The organism is Nonomuraea mesophila (genome assembly GCF_004352805.1).
GTDB classification, from domain to species: Bacteria; Actinomycetota; Actinomycetes; order Streptosporangiales; family Streptosporangiaceae; genus Nonomuraea; species Nonomuraea longispora.
Genome location: NZ_SMLD01000102.1, coordinates 1 through 20106 on the forward strand (window position 1 = coordinate 1; position 20106 = coordinate 20106).

Below are 20106 nucleotides of genomic sequence, written 5' to 3' on the forward strand. Positions count from 1 at the left end.
CTGAGCACGCCGACGTCAACGCGGCCCGCAACATCGCCTCACGCGGTGTGGCGGGCTGGGCAGTGAGTCACGCTGCCTGACGCGGCCTGAGCCGTCGAAGCCATCGACGGCGAGGAGCTGCAAGCTCGGTCCCTTCAGGGCCGAGAAGCTGACTGGTTGAGGACAAGAATTGCTGAACTGTTGAGTGTTGGGTGGGGTCCATGGTCGATCTCATCCTTCGTGGCGGAACGGTGTACGACGGTCTCGGATCTCCGGCTTTTGTGGGTGATGTCGCCGTTGCGGATGGGCGGGTCGTCCCCGTAACCCGGGAGACCCGCGCGCGGCGGGAGATCGACGTGACGGGGCTGGCCGTGGCGCCCGGGTTCGTGGACGCCCACGCGCACTCCGACCTGGTGCCGCTGATGGCCGAGCCGCAGCCGTTCAAGCTGCTCCAGGGCGTCACCACCGAGATCAACGGCAACTGCGGCTTCTCCTACGCGCCCGACGCCTCCGCGCTGGAGGAACTGACGGGCGAGAACGTGCCCGACTGGACGTTCGCCGGATATCTGGAGGCCGTCGCGGCGGCCGGGCCGACCAACCACGTGGCGACGCTCGTCGGCCACTCGACCCTGCGCGCGGCCGTGGCCGGGTTCACCGAGACGCTGCGTGAGGGCGACCTCGACCGGATGCGCGACCTCGCCGCGGCGGCCTTCGACGCGGGCGCGTGCGGGCTGTCCAGCGGGCTGATCTACCCTCCGGGCAGCTACGCCGGCATCGACGAACTGGTGGCGCTGGCCGAGGTCGCGCACGGGTACGGGGTGCCGTACACGACCCACATGCGCGACGAGGGCGCCGGGCTCGCCGCCGCGCTGGACGAGGCCGTCGAGATCGCCCGGCGGGCCCGCGTACGGCTGCAGGTGTCGCACTGCAAGGTCGCCGGCCGCCGCAACCACGGCCAGGCGGGGATGTTGCTCGGCAAGCTGCGCGCGGCCCGCGCCGCCGGGGTGGACGCGCGCGGCGACCAGTACCCCTACCTGGCGGGCGCCACCATGCTCGCCGCGCTGCTGCCGCCGTCGGCGCTGGCCGGCGGGCGGGTGCGGGAGGTGCTCGCGCAGCCCGGCGAGCGGGCCCGGCTGCGCGCCGTGGCCGGGTCAGGCGGGACCGGCGCGGGGTTGTGGCAGGACAGCACCCCGGAGGGCGTTCTGATCACCGCGCACGCCGAACCGTCGTTCGTGGGCCGTACGCTGGCCGACGTCACCGCCGACCCGGCGGCGCGCGCCCTGGTGGCGGTGGCGGAGGCCGACCCGTGGGAGGTCGCGTGCGCGCTGATCGCCGCCGACCCCGCCGCCACGATGGTGGTCTCCATGATGGCCGAGGACGACATGACCGAGATCATGGCCGATCCGCTGGTCGGCGTCGGCTCGGACAACGGGGCGCCCGTCGGCCTGGAACACCCCCGCACGTGGGGCTGCTTCCCCCGTTTCCTCGGTACGTACGTGCGCGAGCGCGCGGTGGTCTCCTGGGAGGAGGCGGTGCGCAAGATGACCTCGGCCACGGCCGACCAGTTCGCCCTGCGCGGGCGGGGCTGGCTGGGCCCCGGCGCCTGGGCCGACATCTGTGTCTTCGACCCTGACGCCGTCGGCCACTCCGGCACCTACACCGCCCCCTCCGCCCGCCCGTCCGGCATCGTCCACGTCCTGCTGGAGGGGCACGTCGTGGTCGAGTCGGGGGAGTTCACGGGCGAGCGCAGAGGCCGTGTCCTGCGCCCTTGACCCCGGCGGGCGGCCGGGTCAGCAGCGGGGCGCCACCGCGTCGATGCGGCCGCCGAAGTCGTTGTCGTAGACCCTGCGGTAGTCGCCGTTCCTGACGACGCGCGTCTGCTTCCTGGTGGGCACCTGGATCCAGTTGATGAAGCAGCCGGAGGCGTGGGCCTGGAACGACCCGACGTTGTCGTGCAGGGCCGGCGGCACGTCGACGTAGCCGTTGCCCGGGTTCCAGCACCAGGAGGCGCCCGTGTAGTTCCTGCCGCTCCACAGGCAGATGTCGCCCGCCCTGGACGATCCGGGCGCCGCCGCGGCCGGGCCGGCTCCCGCGACCAGGACGAGGCCGATGGCGGTGGTGAACGTGGCGATCCGCGTACGGGTGATCTTCATGCAGTTCTCCTCGTGTCGTTGCTTGGTCACATTCTGTAGCAGCGTTGACACGAAGCGCGTCCACCTGGCGGATACAAGATCCGTGACCTGGGGCGGGGGAGAACTGACGTACTCGTGACAGGCTCAAGGGGGCGTGAGGTCGCCGGTGAGGTGGTGCTGCACGACGGGGGCGACGTACGCGACCGCCGCCTCCCTGTCCAGGGCGGCCAGCGGCGCGACGCCGAGCACGTAGCGGGCGCTCGCGACCCCGAACAGGTAGGCGCCGGTGAGCGCGGCCCGGAGTTCGGCCTGGTCGGCGCCGATGGCGCGCGCCATCGGCAGCATCACCTCGTCCGTCATGAACGCCGTCACCATCGCCGAGGCGCTGGGAGCCGCGGCGGCGGCCCTGACGACGGCGAGCATCCGCGGGCCCGTGTGCGGGTCCTCCCACAACTCCAGGTAGCGGGCGGCGAGCCGGGCGCCGAGGTCGGACGGGTCGCCCTCGCCGGCGAGTGTGACGAGTGCGCGGACGGGCGGGTCGTCGCGGAGTGCGGCGTCGAAGAGGCCGTCCTTGCTGCCGAAGAACTGAAGGACGAGCGCCGGGTCGACGCCCGCGGCGCGGGCGACGCCCCTGATCGTGGTGAGGACGTAGCCGTGTTCGGCGAAGCTCCGTTGCGCGGCGGCCAGGATGTCGACCCGTGTCCGCGTCACGCCCGGCCGGCGTCCTCCTGGCCTGGTGGTCACTCGTTCAAGCATAGTCATCGATGTTGAATTTCTCGGACACTCCCACTAGGTTGATCTCAACACTGTAGATATGTGGGGGCACGATCATGGAGTACCTGCTCGTCCGTCAGCGGTTCACCGACTACGACCAGTGGCGCGCGGCGTTCGACAGCCTGGCCGAGGTCCGGTCGGCGGCCGGCATGCGCACGGCGCTCGTCAGTGTCAACGCCGAGCAGCCCGACGAGGCCGTCGTGCTGTTCGAGTGCGAGGACGCGCAGGCCATGCGGCAGCACTACGTCTCCGACGCGCTCAAGGAGGCGCACCGGAAGGCCGGAGTGGTGCCCGGCAGCAACCAGACCACGGTGCTGCGCGGCCTCTGACCGTGGCCCCGGGCCGAGCGCGTCGCGCCGGCTCGCGTACGTTCGGCGCATGACAGAGCGACGCACGATTCTCAGCGGTTCCACCTTCGAGGAGCGGATCGGGTACGCCCGCGCCGTCGTGGACGGTGACCGGGTGCACGTGTCGGGAACGACCGGCTTCGACTACGCGACGATGACGATCTCCGATGACGTGGTGGAGCAGGCCGCGCAGTGCCTGCGCAACATCGGGGACGCCCTGGCCGAGGCCGGCTGCACCTTCCGCGACGTCGTACGCGTGCGCTACCTCCTGCCCGACCGTGCGGACTTCGAGCCCTGCTGGCCCGTCCTGCGCGAGTGTTTCGGCGAGGTGCGCCCGGCCGCCACCATGTTCGTGTGCGGCCTCGCCGACCCGCGCATGAAGATCGAGATCGAGGTGGACGCCCGGCGCGGCGACGCCGCTTGAGCGGCTGGGCTCTGTGGGCAGGAAATGGACCGGTTCGATATCTAAGTGCTGTTACATTTATCCAAGCACTGTTACATGAGAGGAACCGTTGTGAATCCCCCCATAGAGCCGTACGACCACGGCATGCTCGACGTCGGCGACGGCAACCTCGTCTACTGGGAGGTCTGCGGCAACCCGGAGGGGAAACCCGCCCTGGTCGTGCACGGCGGGCCGGGCTCGGGCTGCTCGACCGGCGTGCGCCGCACCTTCGACCCCGAGCTGTACCGGATCGTCCTGTTCGACCAGCGCAATTGCGGGCGCAGCCGCCCCCACGCCGCCGACCCGGCCACCGACCTGAGCGCCAACACCACCCACCACCTGATCGCCGACATGGAGCTGCTGCGCGAGCACCTCGGGATCGACAGGTGGCTGCTGTACGGAGGGTCGTGGGGGTCGACGCTGATCCTCGCCTACGCCGAGACCCACCCCGAGCGGGTGTCGGAGATCGTCATCCCGAGCGTCACGACCACCCGCCGCTACGAGATCGACTGGCTCTACCGGGGAGCCGGGCGGTTCTTCCCCGAGGCGCGGGAGCGGTTCCTGCAAGGGGTGCCCGAGGCCGACCGCGACGGTGACACGTTCGCGCTGCTGGCGGCGTACGCGCGGCTGCTGTCCGACCCCGACGAGAGCGTACGGGCGAAGGCCGCCACCGACTGGATCACCTGGGAGGACGCCGTGATCTCCATGGAGGTCAACGGCAAGCCGAACGCCTACAGCGACCGGCCCGCCGACGAGGTGATGGCCATGACGCGCATCTGCTCCCACTACTTCTCCAACGGCGCGTGGCTGGAGGAGGGTGTGCTCCTGCGCGACGCGCACAAGCTGGCCGGCATCCCCGGCGTGCTCATCCACGGCCGCCTCGACATGGGCGGCCCGCTGGAGACGGCCCACGACCTCGCCCGCGCCTGGCCCGACGCCGAGCTGATCGTGGTGGAGGACTCCGGGCACACCGGCAGCCCGACGTTCAGGGACGCGATCTTCGCGGCTCTCGACCGTTTCGCCGGCAAGTGAGAGCGAACCCGCGGCTCGGGATCATCTGGGGGATCAGGACGGTGCCCCTGGTGACCATCGCCTCGCCGTCGGTCGGGTGAGCCGCGGGTTCGTACGGCCGGCCGGAGGAAAGGCGCGGCCAGGCACCGACGACCGCATCGCCGTGCCCACCCCCGTGCTGACCTGCTGTTACGGTAGCCGCGCCGCACGGGCGCACACCACCGAATTAACGCCTGCGGCCGGTGCGCGGGCGCGAGGGGCGCTCGGGCGGCAGCACCTCGACCGAGGTCTTGCGGATGTGGTCGTAGACCAGCGAGGTGCGCACGTCGGCGATGTTGCGGTGCCGCGAGACGTGGTCGAGCACGAAGTCGCGCAGATGGCCGGCGTCGCGCACGCCCACCTGGATGATGAAGTCGTCGCCGCCCGACACGACGAACACGGCCAGCGTCTCGGGGAGAGCGGCCACGTAGTCGCGGAACCCCTCCACGGCCTCGCGGACCTTGGGGTGCAGTCGTACGTTGATGAGCGCCTGCACCGGACGGCCGATCGCGTCGAGGTTGACCTCCGCGTGGAATCCCTCGATGACGCCGCCCGACCGCAGCGAGCGCACGCGCTCCAGGCAGGTCGAGGGAGCGATGCCGAGGCGCTCGGCCAGCTCGCGGTTGGTCTGGCGGCCGTCGCGCTGCAACTCGGCGACGATCGCCGTATCAAGTTCGTCCACGTACGCATCCTGGCACGATTTTCCGAACTATCGACGGAATCCAGCCTAAGACGTTGGTGGAATGACGGCGATGGTGTGATTCTGCTGCGGGACTTTCGAGAAAGGATCGAAGGGATGAGCGTGCTTGCCGATCTCGAGCGCCGCAGCGACCTGCCCACCAAGGACCTCACCGTCAAGTGGACGATCGTGATCGACCGTGACCTGCCCCGGGGCATCCAGGCCAACGCCGCCGCGTGCCTGGCCGCGTCCATCGGGGTGGCCGTCCCGGCGATCGTGGGCTCCGGCGGCGCCGACGCCGCCGGGGCGCCGCACGCCGGGCTGCCGTGGACGGGCTGCTCGGTGCTGGGGGCCCCGGCCGCGATCGTCGGCCGGATCAGGGACGACGCCGCCGCCGAGCCGGACCTGGTCGTCTCCGACATGACCGACATCGCGCGGCGGGCCGGCGCCTACGACGACTACCTGGCCGAGCTGGCCCGTACCGAGCAGCCGTCCTACCTGGCGGTCAGCCTGTTCGGGCCGCGGCCGATCGTGGAGCGGCTCACGGGGCGGCTCCCCCTGCTGCGGTAGCGATCGCGCCCGCGCCCGCCGCGGCCCGGCGGATACGGATCAGGGGCGGGCCACCACGCCGCGCGGAGCCCGCCCGGCCGCGTACGCCGTGCCGGCCACGACCAGTGCGGCGGCCACCAGCAGCGCGCTCACCCACAGCGGGGAGCGGAAACCGAGCCCGGCACCGATGGCGAGCCCGCCGAGCCAGGGTCCGGCCGTGGCGCCGACGTTGAGTGCCGCCGTCGCGACGCCGCCGCCCAGGGTGGGCGCGTCCCCAGCCGCGTAGAGCGCCTGCGAGATCAGCGTGGACCCGACGGCGAACGACAACGTCCCCTGCACGAGGACGAGCACGATCGCCGCCACCGGCGCCCCGGCCGCCATCGCGAACGCCGCCCACCCGGCGGCCAGCGCCACCCCGCCGCCCACCAGCAGCTCCATGGGACGTACGTCGGCGAGCCGCCCGCTGATCGTCACTCCGGCGAACGACCCCAGCCCGAACAGGGCCAGCATCACCGGCATCCAGCCCGGCCCGATGCCGGTGACCCCGGTGAGCAGCGGGGCGAGGTAGGTGAACGTACAGAAGGTGGCGCCGTTCACCAGCGCGCCCAGAAGCAGCAGCACCAGCAGGCGAGGGCTGCGCAGCGCCCGCGCCTCACCCCGCGCCGTGGGCCCACCGGGGTTCGCGGGAGCGGCGGGGACGGATCGTGCGACCGCGACGATGGCCGGGAGCAGCGCGGCGGCCACCGCCCAGAACGCGGAGCGCCACCCCCACACCTCGCCCAGCAGGGCGCCTGCGGGCACGCCCGCGACGCACGCGAGCGTGATGCCGCCGAGCAGGACGGAGGTGGCGCGGCCCTTGGCGCCCGGCGGGGCCAGGCCGATCGCGGTCGCCATGGCCACGGCCAGGAAACCGGCGTTGGCCAGCGCGGCCACGACCCGGCTGACCAGCAGGACCTCGTAGCCGGGCGTGACCGCGCCGGCCACGTGTGCCAGCAGGAACGTGAGCAGGAAGGCCAGCAGCGCGCGCCGCCGGGGCCAGCGCAGGCTCAGCACCGCCATGAGCGGCGCACCCGCCACCATTCCCACGGCGAAGGCCGACGTCAGCATCCCAGCGGCGGGAACGGATACGTGCAGATCCTCTGCGATGCCCGGCACCAGTCCGGACAGCATGAACTCGGATGTGCCCTGGGCGAAGACCGCCAGCGCGAGCAGGTATACAACGAATGGCATGGAAAGAACTCCGCGACCACGATCGGGCAGGCCAGACGTCGGCCCGCCGGTGAAGGGAACCTGATGGCGGCACGCGAAAGCGGCGCACGGCTCAGGTGAGAAACAGCCCGCATCACGGTGATCCGAGTGGCGAGCGGTCGCGGAACAGCGAAGGCCCCGGCCTCAGCGAGGCCGGGTGGGGCGACGGCGCGAATCAGCCACCGGACGACCGGTGGCTAGCGTCTTGACGCCTCGGGGCTGGACATACGCGGCAACGTAGCATCCTGGCGGACGGCCCGTCCAACCCATTTCCCGGCAGGCCCCGGACGTGCGCCGGGGCCCGCATGGCCTCGGTCTCATCGCTCCCTGCCGGGGAAGAAGTCCGCGCTCTGGACGTACTCCATCGCCTTGACGAACTCCGGGTCGGCCAGGCGGCGCTCCAGCTCCTCCTCCGAGACGTCCTCGATGTGGGTCTGGATCCAGTACAGGTTGCCGAACGGGTCACGCACCCGCCCCACCCGGTCGCCGAAGAACAGATGGGTCACCTTGGTGACCGACGTCCCACCCGCCTCGACGGCCCGGCGGTGGACGGCGTCGGCGTCGGGGACGTACAGGCGCAGGAAGGCGGGTGTGGGCGGCCAGTCAGGCCTGGCGTCGAAACATCATCACCACCGCGTCGCCGATGCGGACCTCCGCGTGCCCGATGCGCCCTTCGGCATCGGTCATGCGGCCCAGCTCGACGGCGTCGAAAGCGGCCTTCAGCCAGTCGATCAGGCCGGCCGTGTCGTGGCCGATGATCCACGGCGTGACGCTGGTGTAGCCCTCGGGAATCGCGCTGACGGTCATGCTTCCTCCTGGTTCGAGTAGGTGCTGACCACGCTAAACGTCCAGCAGGTCAGGACTGGTCCTACATGTCGGTCATGCTGAAATTCATGAGCGACTCCCGCCTCCTGACCCTGCTGTCCCTGCTCCAGACCCCACGCGAGTGGCCGGGCGGCGAGCTGGCCGAGCGGCTCGGCGTCAGCCGCCGCACGGTCCGGCGCGACGTCGAACGCCTGCGCACCCTCGGCTACCCGGTCGAGGCCAGCATGGGCGCCGACGGCGGCTACCGGCTGGTCGCGGGCACGGCGATGCCGCCCCTGCTGCTGGACGACGAGGAGGCGGTGGCCATCACCGTCGGCCTGTCCACCGCCGCCCGGCACCCGGTGCAGGGCATCGAGGAGGCATCGGTACGCGCCCTGGCCAAGCTCGAACAGGTGCTGCCGGCCCGCCTGCGCCACCGCGTCGGCGCGCTCGGGGCCGCCACCGTGCCGATGCCCGTGCCCGGCGCGCCCGAGGTCGCCCCGGAACTGCTCGCCGCCCTGTCCATGGCCGTGACGGGCAACGAGCGCGTGCGCTTCACGTACCGGACCAACGACGGCAGGACCGGCGGGCGGCTGGTCGACCCGCACCGTTTGGTCGCGGCCGGGCGGCGCTGGTATCTGCTCGGGCACGACCACGACCGCGACGACTGGCGGATCTTCCGCATCGACCGCATCGCCGGCCTGCTGCGGACGGGCGCCAGATTCACGCCGCGCGAGCCGCCGGCCGACGCCGCCGCCTACGTGGCGGACCAGCTCTATTCCTCCGCCCCCACGTACGAGGCCGTCGTCACGCTGCACGGCCCCGGCACGGAGGTCGCCAGGGCGCTCGGCGAGGTCATCGGCGAGGACGAGCGGACCTGCCGGCTGCGCATGCACGCCGACACCCTGGACTGGCTCGCCTTCCGGCTGCTCTCCCTGGGCTGCGAGTTCGAGGTGCACGAACCGGCCGAACTGACCGCGCACCTACGACACCTGGCCGCCCGCCTCACCCGGGCCGCCACCGGCTGACCGCGCGGGCCGAGCCGCTCAGCCCTGCGTTGGCCAGCTCTCCCGGTCGGCGACGAAACTGCCCCGTTGCGGCAGTGTCATCACCCAGCCTTCCTCACGCAACAGGGCAACGGCCTGACGGGCCGTGTCACGCGCCACCCCATGGTCTCGGACCATCTCCGATTCGGACGGAAGCCGGTCGCGAGGGCCCAGCTGTCCCTTCATGATGCGCTGCCTGATGATCGCCGCCACCTGCTGGTAGATCGGCGTTGGATCGAACCTGTCCACACACACGTAAGCGACGTTAGGTACGTAGCCAACGCTGCTCATATGGCCGACGTCCTAGACGAGGTAGACAAGAAGCGTTTATGGTGACTCCATGAGCTGGCCTTATCACGGCATCCATGTCCAACCTCCCGAACCGAACCATGAGCAACTTGTGTGGAGCGAACCACCCCCTCGCAGCGCACATGTACGTGTTCGACAACACTTATGCGCTTGCCAGGACGTGGCGTTCGAACTATGCGTCGCGGGTGGCCTGATGTTCATCAGGCGGGCCACTCGCACGCCCGACACCGTCCTCGTCCACGAAACCGAGAGCTGGCGTAGCAAGCGCGCCGAAGATGTCTGGACCCGGCTGGTGTCCGGAGAGGCGCCTTGAACGAGCGTTCACCTGCCCTTCTCGCATGAGCGACGGGTCATCGTCGACGGCAACCGAACACTGTCGATTACGGAATGTAACAGCCTGCTATCACTGGGGTATTGAATGGTCTAGCCCCGACTCTTGGGGGCGCGATCTGGCCCCACATCCTTCGCACAACCGCCACTGTCCCCGTGCCTCATCCGCGCAGCGGGCTCGACAGGCCATGCCTGAATGGCCCGTGGGGCACTGCTGCGCAAGATGATCAAACAAGTCTCGTGTGGAAAGGAATCCTCGATGATCACAGCACCTCCATGGGCGCTCGACCACGCTGCCCCCATGCCGTCCGCCGACGTCGAACCGTACGCCGCCGTCGGCCTCGACCCGGTCACCCAACAGGCCGTCTACGTCGGCCCAGCGGGAGAAACGATCGAAGCCGGAAAGCACGGCACGAACAAGCAGACCAGTAAATCACTGTCGACCAGCGGTAGCGGTGACGGCAAGACGCCGCAGCGATCGGATGACACTGTGCAGACCGACTACGACACCGACTGAGGTGGGCGAGGTAGTCCTGGTCCTCACATGCTTGGAGGACTCCACCGCCGACGAGGTGATCGGCCACCTGAACGAGCGAGGAGCGCAGGTGGTCCGTCTCGATCCGGGCCGTGACTTCCCCGCCTGTCTGGAGCTTTCCGCCTGGTACGGCGATGGCGAGCAACGCGCCACCGTCGCCACCACGTCCCGGCACGTGGAATTGGCCCAGGTCCAAGCCGTGTACTACCGGCGACCCACCCCATACCTCCACGAACCCGCCGCACCACAACATGCCCGCTTCGCCGCGGCGCAGGCACGATACGGGCTCGGTGGTGTTCTGGCGTCGCTCACCTGCCCGTACATCAACCATCCGTGGCGGATTGCGGCAGCCGAACACAAGCCGCTGCAACTTGCTACCGCTCGTACCGCAGGGTTCACGATCCCGGCGACGTTGATCACCAACCGCATGGCCGACGCTCGTGCCTTCGCCGACGAGCATGGGCCGATCATCTACAAGCCGCTCCGAATGACTCCCCTCGACGGCGTGGACGGGCAGCCGGCAACCATCTGGGCGACGCCGGTGAGCCCCGATCGGCTCGACCAACGGGTCAACCACGGCGCCCACCTGTTTTAGTCCCGTGTCCACAAAGTCGCCGATATCCGGGTGACCGCCGTAGGAAATCGGCTGTTCTGCGTCCGCATCGAGTCCGGGATGCTGGACTGGCGGCAGGACTATGAGAAACACCGCTATGTGGTCGTCGACCCCCCTCCTATCATCATCGAGGCGTGCATGGCCTATCTCGAGCACCTGGACCTGCGCTTTGCCGCGTTCGACTTCGCTGTGACCGACGATGAGCGGTGGGTGTTCCTCGAAGCGAATCCGAACGGTCAATGGGCATGGCTGCAAGACGCCACCCGGCTACCGATCGCACCTGCGATCGCTGACCTGCTCCTGGAGGGGAAGTGAACGCAAACCACGGCGACGACCTGGGGATGCGGCTACGCCGTAGCCTGGCCGACCAGCTCACGGAAAGCCGCGACCTTCGTAGCCCACTGTGGCGTCGCTCGGTCGAGACAGTGCCCCGCGAGGCGTTTCTGCCGGACGACGTGTTCCGCGACGTCGATGGTCAGTGGGAGCCGGTCAGCCGGGCGCAGATGGGCGACGAGGCGTGGCTGCGTCTGGTCTACGAAGACCGGACCATCGTCACGCAGCGCAATGACTTCGGCGAGCCCACCTCTTCCTCGACGCTGCCCGGCCTGGTCGTTCGCATGCTGGAATACCTTGACCTGCGCGAAGGGGACAAGGTGCTGGAGATCGGCACAGGCACCGGCTACTCCACGGCGCTCATGTGCCGGCGACTCGGCCCCGAACTGGTCACCTCCATCGAGATAGACCCCGACGTGGCCGAACGGGCCGCCGCGGCCGTGCGCGGGCTCGGTCACGAACCGGAGCTGATCACCGGGGACGGCCTCCAGGGCCATCCGGGCGGCGCACCCTACGACCGGATCATCGCCACGTGTGCCGTACGCCACATCCCCCGGGCATGGCTGCGGCAGAGCCGTACGGGCGCGACCATCCTGGCCACCCTGTCGGGCTGGCAGCATGGCTTCGGCCTGGTCAAGATGACCGTGGACGGTCCCGGCAGCGCGCACGGCACGTTCCTGCCCGGCCACGTGTCGTTTATGATGGCCCGCCCCCACCAAGCCCCGCCGTCGGACGTCCGCCTGCCCGGCAGAGCAGGGACGCCCCGAGCGGCGAGCCTTGATCCCAACGACATCTGGGAGGACTGGACCGCCACGTGGGTGGCCCAGCTCGCCACCCCCGACACCCATCACACGCTGGTCCTCGCCGATGACGGGCCAGCCGAGCACCTGCTCACCGACCACGTCTCGCAGTCATGGGCCTGGATCTCGGCGAACGGCGAGGGGTGGGTGGTCCGCCAGAACGGCCCGCAGCGCTTGTGGGACGCCATCGAGGAGGCGATCCACCTCTGGGACGGCGCGGGACGCCCCCATCAGTCCGCGTTCGGGATCACCATCACGCCCGGCGCCCAGCGGGTATGGCTGGGAACCCCTGACGGCCCGAGCTGGAACCTGCCCACCTGCGCGGATTGAGAGCCGCCCCCGCCGTACGCCGGTGGCGGGGGAGGGCCGCACTCAGGCCGAGTCGGCCAGGAACTCCAGCACCAGCGGGCTCGTGACCTCGCGGAACTCCTCGAAGTAGGCGTGCCGCGCCCCCTCCACCATCCGCAGCCGCGCGTTCGGGATGCGTCCGGCCAGCAGGGGCGCGTTGGCCGCCGGGTTGAACACGTCGTCCGTGCCGTGCACGACCAGCGTCGGGGCGGTGATGGCGGGCAGCGCGTCCCAGCTGTCGTGCCCGGCACTGGCGGCCAGGTGGCGGCGCCGCGCGTACGCCGGCATGCCCGGGTCGCCGACGGTGCGGTACGGGCCGGGATGCGTGGCCAGCCAGGCGGGTGTGTACATGAGCTCCAGCAGTGCCCGCTCGGCCGCCGCCCGGTCGGGTTGGGCCAGCGACCTGCGGACGTCGTTGCTCCGCTCGAACCCGTGGGCGCCGCCCGGCGAACTGCACCCCAGCACCAGCGCTCCCACCCGCCCGGGATGGCCGGCCGCCAGCCACTGGGCCACCCGCCCGCCCATCGACGTGCCGTAGACGTGCGCCCGCCGCACGTCCAGCTCGTCGAGCACGGCCAGCACGTCGAGGGCGAAGCCGCGGGTCGTGTACGGCTCGTCGGGCTTGTCGCTGTCGCCGGTGCCCCGGTAGTCGAAGGTGATCGTGGTGTACGACGACGCGAAGTCGGCGCGCACCGAGTCCCACCAGCGGTGGTCGTTGGCCTGGCCCTGCAGCAGCACCAGGGGCGGTCCGGCGCCACGGACCTGGTAGGACAGCTTGACGCCGCCGATGGTTGCGTATGGCACGCCTTCGATGGTGCCTCAGAGGGGCATGAGCGTGGACGGCGGGGGCGTGCTCGTGTGAATCTTCTCCGGAGGGTGTCCGGTGCGCGGCCTCCGCTCCGACGTCCCCGGCGAGAGGCAACGGAGAAAGGGACCCATCACCATGAAGTACATGATCTTGTCGTACGGCTCGCAGCGTGACTACGACGTGCTGTCGGGCAAGGACTCCGGCGACGATGCCGCCTGGACCCCGGAGGCCGTGGAGGCGATGGTCACGTTCATGACCGAGTTCAACAAGGAGCTGGAGGAGTCGGGAGAGCTCGTCGAGACCCGGGGGCTGGCGGCGCCCGTGCACACCAGGAGGCTGCACTCCAAGGACGGCCGGCCGGTCGTCACCGACGGGCCGTACGCGGAGACCCAGGAGGTGCTCGCGGGCTACTGGATCGTCGAGTGCGAGAGCTTCGACCGGGCCACCGAGATCGCCGCCCGGCTGGGGCGGTGCCCCTACCCCGGCGGCGCCTACGACGACGCCTACGCCGATGTCAGGCCCATCATCGACTCCGCGGCCGACATGGGTTTCTGAGTGACGGGCGATCCTGCGACCGAGGACCTGCTGCGCGAGCTGGCGCCGCAGGTCCTCGGCGCGCTCGTCCGTCGGTACGGGCACTTCGCCACCGCCGAGGACGCCGTGCAGGAGGCGCTGCTCGCCGCCGCCCTGCAGTGGCCGGGCGAGGGCGTGCCGGACAACCCGCGGGCCTGGCTGATCACCGTGGCGTCGCGGCGGCTGACCGACCTGCTCCGCAGCGAGCAGGCACGCCGGCGCCGCGAGGAGACATGGACGCTGCCGGAGGAGCGGCTGTCGCCCGCCGCCGACCAGGTCGCCCCGGCGGCGGACGACACGCTGGTCCTGCTGTTCATGTGCTGCCACCCGTCGCTCGCGCCCGCCTCGCAGATCGCGCTCACGCTCCGCGCGGTGGGCGGTCTCACCACGCGTGAGATCGCCCGCGCCTTCATGGTGTCGGAGGGCACCATGACGCGCCGCATCACGAGGGCGAAAGAACAGATCAAGCGGAGCGGGCTGCCGTTCCGGCTGCCCGGGGAGGACGAGCGGTCCGTACGCCTCGGCGCGGTGCTGCACGTGCTCTACCTGGTCTTCAACGAGGGTTACGCCAGTTCCTCGGGGCCTCACCTGCAGCGCGCGGAGCTGGCCGCGGAGGCGATCAGGCTCGCCCGCGTCGTGCACCACCTGCTGCCCGACGACCCCGAGGTGGCCGGGCTGCTCGCGCTCATGCTGCTCACCGACGCGCGACGACCGGCGCGTACGAGCCCCGACGGCGCCCTCATCCCGATGGCCGAGCAGGACCGCAGCCTGTGGGACGCGGCCGCCATCGCAGAGGGCGTCGCCCTCGTCACCGCCGCGCTCTCCCGCCGCACGCCCGGCCCCTACCAGCTCCAGGCGGCGATCGCGGCCCTGCACGACGAGGCGCCCACCGCGGAGGAGACCGACTGGCCGCAGATCGTGGCACTGTACGAGCGGCTGCTGGAGCTGTCCGGCAACCCCATGGTGGCGCTCAACCACGCCGTCGCCGTGGCCATGGCCCGCGGCCCTCAGGCCGGCCTCGACCTGCTCGAACGCCTCCGGCACGACGACCTGCTCGCCGGTGACCACCGGCTGTACGCCGTCCGGGCGCACCTGCTGGAGATGTCCGGCGACGATGAGGCCGCCCGGGAGGCGTACGACGAGGCCGCCGGTCGCGCGATGAGCACGCCCCAGCAGCGCTACCTGCGTTCCAGGGCCATCCGGCTCCGGCCCGGCTCGCCCGCGTGACGGGACCACCTCGCCAGTGCTCGTGAAAAATCCCGGCGGCGGGGAATGTTCGCCCCCCTGCCGGGGTTATACATCGCGTGGCCGGTGTGATCAGTGTCCCCGGGCCTCACCTATTGCCTTCGCGGAATACCGTTCGGCTGGAGCCGCGTTGTGCCTTTCGCCGAGAGGCGACCTGCACACCGGTACGCAAACGTGGAACGCCCGTCCTCCCCGGAGGGCGGGCGTTTCGCGCGTCTCAGGCCGTCCCGTAGTAGGGGTCGGTGACGCCCCCCGGCGAGGCCAGGGCCTCGGCGTCGAGCCGGGTCAGCTTGGCGCCCGCCAGGTAGGCGCTGTCGAGGAACTCCAGCACCGCCGCCACCGGCTCCTCCATGCCCCGCACGTCGTCGTAGCGGAGCACGGCCAGGTGGCTGCCCCTGGCGGGCATCCATTCGGCCTGCGCGGGCCGCAGCGGCTCGCGTTCGAGCCCTTCCGGCTCCGGCGCGGTGTAGGAGTAGAACGCCGGCCAGGGCCGCTCCTTGTCGCCGAACCAGAAGCCCGAGCTGATGACCTCCCAGCTGTAGGCCTCGCGGGTCACCGGGTCGGCGTCGGGCGAGACCCGGACCACGCGCCCGGTGAACCGGGTGACGGCGATGTCGAACGTGTGCCAGAAGTGGTGCACCGGGCTCGTCTTGCCGGCGAAGCCGGCGGCGAACCGGTCGAGGAGCTGCACCACCTGCGACAGGATCCGCCAGTAACGGTTGATCAGCACCGGGTCGTAGCGGGCGTGCAGGGTGTCCTCGGGGAACGGCGTGTCGTCGCCCATGTCGAACGGCGTTGCCCAGATCTCGGGCCGGATGCCCAGCCCGGACAGGGTCTCGAACAGCCGGTCGTGGAACGACGCCACCGACCGCCCGATCAGGCTGAACTCGGCGGTACGCCCGTCGAGCACGTCGATCACCAGGCGGTGGCGTACGAGGTCGAAGTCGACGCAGAACAGCGGCTGCTCGCCCAGGCCGCCCATCGGCCGGGTGGTGAGCCCTCGCCCGGTCGGGTGGAAGGGCACCTGCCACCAGTGGTTGCGCCGGTTGCTCGAAGCCAGCCGGATCTTGCCCACGATCTGCGCGAACCTGTGAAAGGTCTCCTTGGCCTCCGTCCACTCGGCGAGCGGCATGGCAGGGAACAGCTCCATGTCGGCCCCCTTCTCTTCTTCCCTGCCATCGTAACTACCGCGTGTGTTCGAACGACTCTCCGGGGTCATACATGCGGGCGGGAGCTCACGCTGAGCTGACGTACTTCCTCGGCCGCAGCGCGTGCGCACGCAGCGCCGCCAGCGCGGCCAGCTGGCCGGAGCGGCGCATCCGCACCGCCAGCTCGTCGCTGTACGCCAGCTCCAGCGCCGTGAGCTGGGCGACCAGATCGGTCACGGGCGCGGAGACGTCCTCCAGGCTCGTCGCCGGATGCCAGCCCTCACCGCCGACCACCTCCGCCACCCGTTCGCGCAGCTCGGCGGGCGACATCAGGGTGCCGTCGGCGAGCAGCATGAGCGCGGCCTCGCGGGCCGACACCTCGAACTCGTGCTCCCCCCTGGCCAGCAGCAGCTTGATGACCGCCCTCCACATGGCCTTCGGGGACTTGAGCAGCCGCATGCCGTAGTCGGTGATGATCAGCTTGGCGCCGTCGCGGCTGATCGCCCCCAGCTCGCGTTCGGCGAGCTCGCGCAGCCTGAGCGCCTCCGGCGACGGGGCAAGCCGCAGCGGCAGGCTGCCTTCCGAGGCGGAGGCCAGGGAGAGCAGCCGGTGCAGGGCGGGCAGGGGCTGCGGGGTCACGGGCGCGTGCAGGCGCACCTCGAACGGCTGGGCCAGCTCCCGTCTGGCCGGGCCGCGGCCCAGCACCCAGCGGTTGAGCCGCTCGCCGTGCACCCGGTTGAGCCAGCTGTCGCCGCCCAGCTCGGCCCGTGGCTCGGTGAGCCAGCGGCGGGTCAGCGCGGTGCGGTCGACGTTGGCGCGGGCGACGATGGCCAGCTCGAGCGCGGCGGAGCAGGCCAGGTGGGCGCCCAGCTCCTCGGGGCCCATGATCATGCTCCACTGGAGCTCCGGCACGTCGGGCGGGAGCACGCCCGTGGCCTCGAGCGCCTGCTGGTAGGCGCTGGTGCCGGCGTCCTCGCCCTCGCGCTCGTACGTGCGCAGGATCGTGATCGTCGTAGGGGATGTGCACAGGTCGGCGTACCGCTCCAGCCCGCCGAGCCGCAGCAGTTGGCCGAGCGAACGTGCGAGGCGCTCGTGGTCGCCTCCTGGCTTCAGCGGCCCCACCTTGATCGGCAAGGTGTACCAGAGAAACTCGCAGACGTCGAGCTGGGTTACCGTCTCCAACGGCTCCCCACCCGTCAACCATTCGACGGCGGTCCTGGCCTCTTCGGCAAGGTCCGGCTGAGAGCGCTCCAACTCGGCGAGAAGGGCGGTGACATCCGGTGCACTCATGCCTCGAAGTTTGCCGTATCGACCCCGGACCTGACGATGTCCGAATGCGGTGCGTATTGGGTCTTCCACTGCGACTGCCCTAGGGGAGCACTATTGAGCCGACGGAAACGTGATCATATCCACTGTTTCTCGAACAGCATGCGGGCCTTCCACTCGACGTACGGGATCAGCTCACCTGACAGGACGGGGTGCAGCCACCAGAAGTTGATCAGTGCGAGCAGGGCGAAGGCGCCGACGGCGGCCGCCGCGAGAGGGCGGGGAACGTACCGGATTCCCGGCAACCTCTTGCCCGCGCGCCCGATGGCCAGCCCCGCGCACAACGTGATGGCCAGCACCATGAACGGCACCATCGGGATGGCGTAGAACAGGAACATGGTGCGGTTGCCGGCGATGGCGAAGTAGAACCACGGCAGCCAGCCCATGCCGTAGGCCAGCAGCACGGCGCCGGCGCGCCAGTCGCGGGAGGAGACGTACCACGCGATGAGGGCCACCAGCGCCGCCACCGCGGCGAACCAGATCACCGGCGTGCCCACGCCCAGCACGGCCTCCGAGCAGTCCTTGACGCCGCAGGCGTCCTTCCTGGCCTCGTAGTAGAAGGCCACGGGACGCAGCAGCAGCGGCCACTGCCAGGGCTCGGACATGTAGGGGTGTGAGGTCTCCAGCCCGTTGTGGAAGGTGAAGACCTGCCACTGGTAGTGCACCCATGACCGCATCGAGTCGAAGACGAAGTAGATCGGCCCCGCCGAGGTGGCCTGGTCCCAGTTGCGGCCGTAGCCGGTGGCGTTGACGAACCAGCCCGTCCAGGTGGCCATGTACGCCACGAACGGCACCGCCACGAACGCCAGCGCCCCCTGCGGCGCGTCCTTGTTGAACGCCCCCATGTACGGGCTGCGCAGCCCCACGGCCCTGCGCGCCCCGAAGTCCCACATCAGCGACATGATCGCGAACGCCACCGCGAACGCCAGCCCGGACCACTTGACCGACATCGCGAAGGCCAGGCACACGCCGGCGGCGATCCGCCACCACCTGATGCCCAGCGAGGGCCCCTGCGGCGACATGGGCGAGTTCTCGTACCACGTGACCAGCCGCTCGCGGGCCTGGTCGCGGTCGGTCACCAGGCACGCGAACGCCGCCAGCACCCAGAACATCAGGAAGATGTCGAGCAGCGCCGTGCGCGAGAGCACGAAGTGCAGGCCGTCGAGGGCCAGCAGCAGGCCCGCGAAGCAGCCGAGCAGCGTCGAGCGGGTCATCCGCCGCGCCACCCTGGCGAGGACGAGGATCGACAGGGTGCCGATCAGGGCGGCGGCGAAGCGCCAGCCGAACGGGTTGAGCCCGAACAGCCACTCTCCCGCGCCGATCATCCACTTGCCCAGCGGCGGGTGCACCACGTAGGAGGCGCACTTGTCGAGGGTCTCGGCCGTGCACGACTGCCAGATGCCGCCGGTGTCGCCGGCGATGATCGCCTTGTCGGCGTCCTTGACCGCGACCCGCTCGACCCCCCAGGTGATGAGCGAGTAGCCGTCCTTCATGTAGTACGTCTCGTCGAACACCACGGCCTTGGGATGGCCGAGATCGAGGAAGCGGAGGATTCCGCCGAAGACGGTGACCAGCAGCGGGCCGAGCCAGCCCCACAACACGCTTCCGCGCATGGGAGGAAGCACCCGATCGCGTACGGACCGGGCGGTCTCGTGCTGGCCGTCGCCGGCCTCCGAGTCGTCAAAGGCCTGGTACGAGGAGTCGGTCACCGCCATCCGGCCATCGTACGGGCCCTCAGCGGAAAGCCATGCAGAAACACCGTCTAATGGGGATACCCTGCCACAATGGTCCGGTGACTGGTGACGGCAGGCTGGTGCTGGCAGGGGCCCCCATAGGCCGGGCGGGCGACGTCTCGCCCCGGCTGCGCGAGGCGCTCGAAGACGCCGACGTGGTGGCCGCCGAGGACACCCGGAGGCTGCGCAGGCTCGCCTCGGAGCTGGGCGTGGAGATCACCGGCCGGGTGGTGTCCTACTACGACCAGAACGAAGCGGGCCGGGCCCAGGAACTCGTCGAGGTGTTGCGGGAGGGCCGCACGGTCGTCGTGATCACCGACGCGGGCATGCCGGGCGTGTCCGACCCCGGCTACCGCCTGACGAGCCTCGCGGTCGAGGCGGGTGTCACGGTCACCGCGCTGCCGGGCCCGAGCGCCGTCACCACGGCCCTGGCCGTGTCGGGGCTGCCGAGCGACCGGTTCTGCTTCGAGGGTTTCCCGCCGCGCAAGCCGGGCGAGCGCGCCCGCCGCCTGGCCGCACTGGCGGGCGAACAACGCACGATGGTCTTCTTCGAGGCGCCGCACCGGCTGGCGAGCTCCCTCGTGGCCATGGCGGAGGCGTTCGGGCCCGGCCGCCGGGCGGCGGTCTGCCGCGAGCTGACCAAGACGTACGAAGAGGTGCGCAGGGGCGGTCTCGGCGAGCTGGCCGCGTGGGCGGAGTCCGGCGTCAAGGGCGAGATCACGGTCGTGGTCGCCGGCCACGTCGCGGGGGCGGAGGAGCCGGACATGGACGCCCTCGTCGCGCAGGTCGACCGGATGGTCGCCGAGGGGACGCAGCGCAAGCTGGCCGTCGCCGAGGTGGCCAAGGGAGCGGGCGTCCCCAAGCGCGAGCTTTACGATCTGGTGCACAGGAGATCAGCGACACCATAAGGTGCGCTTCGTGAGGAATTGGGGGGCAGCACCGCGTCGACTGGTCC

The 20106-nt window shown here is 70.6% G+C and carries 24 protein-coding genes; 13 read left to right on the forward strand and 11 right to left on the reverse strand.

Annotation, left to right across the window (positions count from 1 at the left end):
• Positions 1 to 335: 335 nt before the first annotated feature.
• Positions 336 to 1751, forward strand: coding sequence for an N-acyl-D-amino-acid deacylase family protein (locus tag E1295_RS30750; RefSeq protein WP_246080539.1), 1416 nt, complete (start codon positions 336 to 338; stop codon positions 1749 to 1751).
• Between the two features lie 18 nt (positions 1752 to 1769).
• Here E1295_RS30750 and E1295_RS30755 read toward each other — a convergent pair whose 3' ends face one another.
• Together E1295_RS30755 and E1295_RS30760 are read right to left on the reverse strand one after the other, a co-directional pair.
• On the reverse strand, positions 1770 to 2132 hold the full coding sequence (locus E1295_RS30755) for a peptidase inhibitor family I36 protein (protein ID WP_132635505.1): 363 nt from the start codon (positions 2130 to 2132) through the stop codon (positions 1770 to 1772).
• Positions 2133 to 2255: 123 nt separating this feature from the next.
• Positions 2256 to 2822 carry a TetR/AcrR family transcriptional regulator gene (locus tag E1295_RS30760; RefSeq protein WP_166427486.1) on the reverse strand — a complete coding sequence of 189 codons (567 nt, stop codon included), beginning with the start codon at positions 2820 to 2822 and terminating at the stop codon, positions 2256 to 2258.
• A gap of 119 nt (positions 2823 to 2941) precedes the next feature.
• On the opposite strand from E1295_RS30760, the gene E1295_RS30765 reads away from it, so the two are divergent.
• From E1295_RS30765 to pip, 3 genes are all read left to right on the forward strand, one after another.
• Positions 2942 to 3214, forward strand: coding sequence for an antibiotic biosynthesis monooxygenase (locus E1295_RS30765; RefSeq protein WP_132635511.1), 273 nt, complete (start codon positions 2942 to 2944; stop codon positions 3212 to 3214).
• Positions 3215 to 3263: 49 nt separating this feature from the next.
• Positions 3264 to 3656, forward strand: coding sequence for a RidA family protein (locus tag E1295_RS30770; protein ID WP_132635514.1), 393 nt, complete (start codon positions 3264 to 3266; stop codon positions 3654 to 3656).
• A 90-nt stretch (positions 3657 to 3746) separates the two neighbouring features.
• Positions 3747 to 4706 (forward strand): prolyl aminopeptidase, encoded by a 960-nt coding sequence (gene pip, locus E1295_RS30775; RefSeq protein ID WP_220448976.1) that lies wholly within the window; start codon positions 3747 to 3749, stop codon positions 4704 to 4706.
• A gap of 205 nt (positions 4707 to 4911) precedes the next feature.
• Here the strand turns inward: pip and E1295_RS30780 are convergent, their stop codons facing one another.
• Complete coding sequence (locus E1295_RS30780; protein WP_132635520.1) at positions 4912 to 5406, reverse strand: Lrp/AsnC family transcriptional regulator; 495 nt, start codon at positions 5404 to 5406, stop codon at positions 4912 to 4914.
• A gap of 114 nt (positions 5407 to 5520) precedes the next feature.
• On the opposite strand from E1295_RS30780, the gene E1295_RS30785 reads away from it, so the two are divergent.
• Positions 5521 to 5973, forward strand: coding sequence for a DUF2000 domain-containing protein (locus E1295_RS30785; protein ID WP_132635523.1), 453 nt, complete (start codon positions 5521 to 5523; stop codon positions 5971 to 5973).
• Positions 5974 to 6012: 39 nt separating this feature from the next.
• Here the strand turns inward: E1295_RS30785 and E1295_RS30790 are convergent, their stop codons facing one another.
• From E1295_RS30790 to E1295_RS50325, 3 genes are all read right to left on the reverse strand, one after another.
• Positions 6013 to 7182 (reverse strand): Cmx/CmrA family chloramphenicol efflux MFS transporter, encoded by a 1170-nt coding sequence (locus tag E1295_RS30790; RefSeq protein ID WP_132635526.1) that lies wholly within the window; start codon positions 7180 to 7182, stop codon positions 6013 to 6015.
• 335 nt (positions 7183 to 7517) lie between these two features.
• Complete coding sequence (locus E1295_RS50320) at positions 7518 to 7781, reverse strand: VOC family protein (RefSeq protein ID WP_220448982.1); 264 nt, start codon at positions 7779 to 7781, stop codon at positions 7518 to 7520.
• Between the two features lie 22 nt (positions 7782 to 7803).
• Positions 7804 to 8007: a VOC family protein gene (locus tag E1295_RS50325; RefSeq protein ID WP_220448977.1), complete on the reverse strand. Its 204-nt coding sequence runs from the start codon at positions 8005 to 8007 to the stop codon at positions 7804 to 7806.
• 86 nt (positions 8008 to 8093) lie between these two features.
• On the opposite strand from E1295_RS50325, the gene E1295_RS30800 reads away from it, so the two are divergent.
• On the forward strand, positions 8094 to 9032 hold the full coding sequence (locus E1295_RS30800; RefSeq protein ID WP_132635529.1) for a helix-turn-helix transcriptional regulator: 939 nt from the start codon (positions 8094 to 8096) through the stop codon (positions 9030 to 9032).
• 18 nt (positions 9033 to 9050) lie between these two features.
• Here E1295_RS30800 and E1295_RS30805 read toward each other — a convergent pair whose 3' ends face one another.
• Entirely contained in the window at positions 9051 to 9299 is a 249-nt protein-coding gene (locus tag E1295_RS30805) for a GntR family transcriptional regulator (RefSeq protein WP_246080541.1), read from the reverse strand.
• 649 nt (positions 9300 to 9948) lie between these two features.
• On the opposite strand from E1295_RS30805, the gene E1295_RS30815 reads away from it, so the two are divergent.
• Genes E1295_RS30815 through tgmC form a run of 4 tightly spaced genes read left to right on the forward strand, consistent with a single transcriptional unit; the run spans position 9949 to position 12300 of the window.
• Positions 9949 to 10206, forward strand: coding sequence for a putative ATP-grasp-modified RiPP (locus tag E1295_RS30815; protein WP_132635535.1), 258 nt, complete (start codon positions 9949 to 9951; stop codon positions 10204 to 10206).
• The gene (locus E1295_RS50330) at positions 10172 to 10819 is read left to right on the forward strand and encodes an MvdC/MvdD family ATP grasp protein (RefSeq protein ID WP_342775922.1); all 648 of its coding nucleotides are present in this window, start codon (positions 10172 to 10174) and stop codon (positions 10817 to 10819) included. Before E1295_RS30815 ends, E1295_RS50330 begins: the two co-directional genes overlap by 35 nt.
• 30 nt (positions 10820 to 10849) lie before the next feature.
• Positions 10850 to 11152, forward strand: coding sequence for an MvdC/MvdD family ATP grasp protein (locus E1295_RS50335; RefSeq protein ID WP_220448981.1), 303 nt, complete (start codon positions 10850 to 10852; stop codon positions 11150 to 11152).
• A complete protein-coding gene (gene tgmC, locus E1295_RS30825) occupies positions 11149 to 12300 on the forward strand; it encodes an ATP-grasp peptide maturase system methyltransferase (RefSeq protein ID WP_246080543.1) in 1152 nt (383 codons plus the stop codon). Before E1295_RS50335 ends, tgmC begins: the two co-directional genes overlap by 4 nt.
• Positions 12301 to 12342: 42 nt before the next feature.
• Here tgmC and E1295_RS30830 read toward each other — a convergent pair whose 3' ends face one another.
• Positions 12343 to 13122, reverse strand: coding sequence for an alpha/beta fold hydrolase (locus tag E1295_RS30830; RefSeq protein WP_132635538.1), 780 nt, complete (start codon positions 13120 to 13122; stop codon positions 12343 to 12345).
• A 139-nt stretch (positions 13123 to 13261) separates the two neighbouring features.
• On the opposite strand from E1295_RS30830, the gene E1295_RS30835 reads away from it, so the two are divergent.
• Positions 13262 to 13681, forward strand: a complete 420-nt coding sequence (locus E1295_RS30835; RefSeq protein ID WP_132635541.1) for a YciI family protein — start codon at positions 13262 to 13264, stop codon at positions 13679 to 13681.
• A complete protein-coding gene (locus E1295_RS30840) occupies positions 13682 to 14926 on the forward strand; it encodes an RNA polymerase sigma factor (RefSeq protein WP_132635544.1) in 1245 nt (414 codons plus the stop codon).
• A 235-nt stretch (positions 14927 to 15161) separates the two neighbouring features.
• On the opposite strand, the gene E1295_RS30845 is transcribed toward E1295_RS30840, so the two are convergent.
• From E1295_RS30845 to E1295_RS30855, 3 genes are all read right to left on the reverse strand, one after another.
• Positions 15162 to 16094, reverse strand: coding sequence for a DUF5996 family protein (locus E1295_RS30845; protein ID WP_132635547.1), 933 nt, complete (start codon positions 16092 to 16094; stop codon positions 15162 to 15164).
• Between the two features lie 85 nt (positions 16095 to 16179).
• Positions 16180 to 17382: a hypothetical protein gene (locus tag E1295_RS30850; RefSeq protein WP_166427487.1), complete on the reverse strand. Its 1203-nt coding sequence runs from the start codon at positions 17380 to 17382 to the stop codon at positions 16180 to 16182.
• Between the two features lie 113 nt (positions 17383 to 17495).
• Complete coding sequence (locus E1295_RS30855; protein WP_132635550.1) at positions 17496 to 19133, reverse strand: dolichyl-phosphate-mannose--protein mannosyltransferase; 1638 nt, start codon at positions 19131 to 19133, stop codon at positions 17496 to 17498.
• A gap of 50 nt (positions 19134 to 19183) precedes the next feature.
• Between E1295_RS30855 and rsmI the strand changes: the two genes are divergently transcribed.
• The gene (rsmI, locus tag E1295_RS30860) at positions 19184 to 20059 is read left to right on the forward strand and encodes a 16S rRNA (cytidine(1402)-2'-O)-methyltransferase (protein ID WP_181958065.1); all 876 of its coding nucleotides are present in this window, start codon (positions 19184 to 19186) and stop codon (positions 20057 to 20059) included.
• Positions 20060 to 20106 lie beyond the last annotated feature (47 nt).